Raw genomic sequence first — 2,810 nt, 5'->3', positions numbered from 1 at the left:
AGTCCGCCGTCGGGGACGGGCACGGTCAACCCCCCGATTTTCATCGAACCGCCGCGCACCACAACAGTCGCGCAGGTTGCGACATCGAGGTCTTCAACGGGGCATGACGACCACCCGTCGAACGTCAAAGGAGTAGCGGCGGGTGTACCGGACGAACCGAGCGAGGAATTCTCCTCAGCAGTAGCGACGCCTCCTCCTATCAATGCAAGGGCTGCAGCGATCGCCATCGTGGGGACAACTCGGGTTCTCAAGGCATTCTTGGACATTGGGCTCCTCAGGCATGGAATCGACGCACCGTACATCACTCGTTTTTGGTGTGTCGCGAGTCACATCTATGTGCTCGGAGCGAAGGCTACCGACCAGTAGTACTCGAAGTCACACAAACCGGAGAAAGTTCAACCCTTTCGGGGATGCTCTCGTACTTTCGGTGGCGTTTCATCGACGCTCAGCGGGGACTTTCGACTCTGTTCTGCCGTTGTGCGAGTACGAATGTTCCTTCTGTATGAGCGTTTTTCCCCGTGTGTAGAACCCTCGATCTGATTCCGGACACAGTCGTCGCCCTAGAGCTCAGGAGCGTTCGCCTTTGTCGGTGACGAACAGAACGACGCCGATGGCGCCGCTGAAGCGCTCACGGACGCGGTGCGGGTTGCGACGGTGTCACTGATACGGGTGAACACCTCCATATCTTCCTGCAAGGAGGCATGGGTGGTTCCGGCGCACAGGGTCCATCCGAGACGGTGTGCGGTGGGTGTCGGTGAGTTCCCCTTCGGGATGGCGGTCTTGACGATATCGCTGATGGCGTCCACCCGATGCGCAAAGTCGACGGTGGGGTCGAGGTGAGTTCATGCCGTCCGCAGATTGGTGGGTTCTCGACGATCTGGTGCGCGAGGGGTGAAGAACATTGCCAGCTGCTCCCCTGCTCCACTTCTCATGCCGACCGTTGCTCCGCCGACGGTTTCGTTGACGGAGCGGTACCAGTCCAAGATGAAGTGTTCGACGATCGCTCCCTTGGATGGAAAGTGGAAGTAGACAGCGCCTTTGGCAAGGACTGTACAGCCGCCGTTGCGGTGTCCTCGTTTCGTTCCGCTTCCGACAACTCAGCAATATTGTGGTCGTTCTTTCGCGGGCGTGAGGGTCGCGGATCGATTCCAGCTGACGGTCGGATCAGGGGCAACACTCTTGCGTTCCCACTCTCCGTGTCGTTTTCACGATCGAACGGCAAGCGGCTTAGTCCATTCCGACTTCCGTTACCAGATTGCGATTTCGTACGTGAATGCCAAGGACCACTGCCGGTGGTGTGATCGCTGTGGCCGCTGCAATAGCGGGCGCGAGGGGGTTGAACCCGAGACGTCCCCCACCGTCGAGGAACTCTTGTGCGGCGATTGATGCGCAACAGGAGTGGAACGCGTTTCCGCGGATGCGGATCACGACGACGACGGCGAGTGCGATGCAGAAACCCCGGTCCCATGTGTTCGCGTTGAGCTTGCTGACGGTGACGATGGCGATGGCGAAGATTGCATTCACAAATTTCGGCGAAAGTTCGCCGTTCGTGGCGCACAGCCGATATCGATCCAGGCCTTCATGGAAAAATACTGGCCATGCGCACAGGATTCGGAGCGTGGATTCGCGGCCAGATCGATGCTCGGGGCTACGAGAGCACCGAGGAGGCTGCGCGGGCACTAGGGGTGTATCCGTCGTTGTTGCGTCATTGGGCAACGATCGTGCGGTCGCCATCCCCGCAAGTTCTTCGGCAAGTCGCAGTGCTGTTCGATGCGCCGATCCAAGAAGTGCTGATTGCCGCCGGCTACATGACCGAAGAAGAGAACCGTCCCCTTTCCCCTACCAGGATGTCGCTGCAACAAATGTCGAACAAGCAAATCCTGGACGAAATACGGCGCCGCACAGCAGGAGACACTGGAGGTACCCCAATTCCAGTGCGAGTGAACGGAGTACTTCACACGCCGGATGGCTAGGGCAGTACATCTCAGGTGTTCAACTTGTTCGAACGGGCCCTGCAGTGGACCGAATATCATCGAGCCGCGTAATCGCGCCACCCGCCAGACGCACTCGCTACGGGGAACCACGTGGAGAGTGGTTGGACAGCCTGGTGTCTTCGGCGACCGCAGTCCTACGTAATCGTCCCGCTCCCTAGGCACTCAGTCGCTGCAGAGTGAGGTTCAACTGCAGCGCCTCTCGATCGAGCGGAAGGTTTACGTAGCCCTCACCCAATTGGGCATCCCGCAACCTCGACGCCTGCTCCACACCAGGAAATTTACCGAACTCCGCGACAATCCGCTTCCGACACAGCCTGCCAGCTACCGAACTCAGGAGAACTCCTACGAGTTCGTGCGGAGAACCTTCTAGTCCGCGGCAGCAAGATTTTCGTCGTTGGCGAATATCAGTCGCCCGTCATCGAGTGCGATCGCCCACCGATGCACGGGAGCCCAATCTCGCCCCACCGATCCGGAATCGATGACCATGTCGGCGTAGTCCTCAATGACTACGCCCGTACATACCGCGCTCCCCTCGGTCTCGATTCCAGGCGCCGTAACACTGACCCTGGAACCGACACCTATCGCACCGCTGGTTTTCCCGTTGTTCTCGGTCATACATCTGATTCTCGCAGAGCAACTCCGCAGTAATTCACGGGGGCAAATATCCCGCGCGTGTCGACACAGTTGACGTAGACCAACATTTCCCTGTCCTGTTGCCCGAGAAGAAGGGACGTCTAGGTGTTGCGGGTATGGACGTTGCTGACGCAGGACTGAAGTAGACGGGCTGGTCCTCGGCGTGAGAATGGGAGTTGCGAC

The 2,810-nt window shown here is 58.9% G+C and carries 2 protein-coding genes and 1 pseudogene; all 3 read right to left on the bottom strand.

Going from position 1 to position 2,810, the window contains the following annotated elements; all coding sequences use genetic code 11:
- Positions 1-266 (bottom strand): annotated as a pseudogene (locus AC1Q6C_RS33535) (hypothetical protein); the annotation flags it as partial.
- A gap of 961 nt (positions 267-1,227) precedes the next feature.
- Complete coding sequence (locus AC1Q6C_RS33530; RefSeq protein ID WP_019749925.1) at positions 1,228-1,524, bottom strand: hypothetical protein; 297 nt, start codon at positions 1,522-1,524, stop codon at positions 1,228-1,230.
- An 836-nt stretch (positions 1,525-2,360) separates the two neighbouring features.
- Positions 2,361-2,609 (bottom strand): hypothetical protein, encoded by a 249-nt coding sequence (locus AC1Q6C_RS33525; protein ID WP_080910986.1) that lies wholly within the window; start codon positions 2,607-2,609, stop codon positions 2,361-2,363.
- Positions 2,610-2,810 lie beyond the last annotated feature (201 nt).

The organism is Rhodococcus sp. MT28 (assembly GCF_058792695.1).
This window is presented reverse-complemented; position numbering and strand designations above follow the sequence as displayed.

Coding starts and splice junctions, on each gene's coding strand:
- AC1Q6C_RS33525 (WP_080910986.1), bottom strand. CDS start 2,609: ATGACCGAGAACAACGGGAAAACCAGCGGTGCGATAGGTGTCGGTTCC.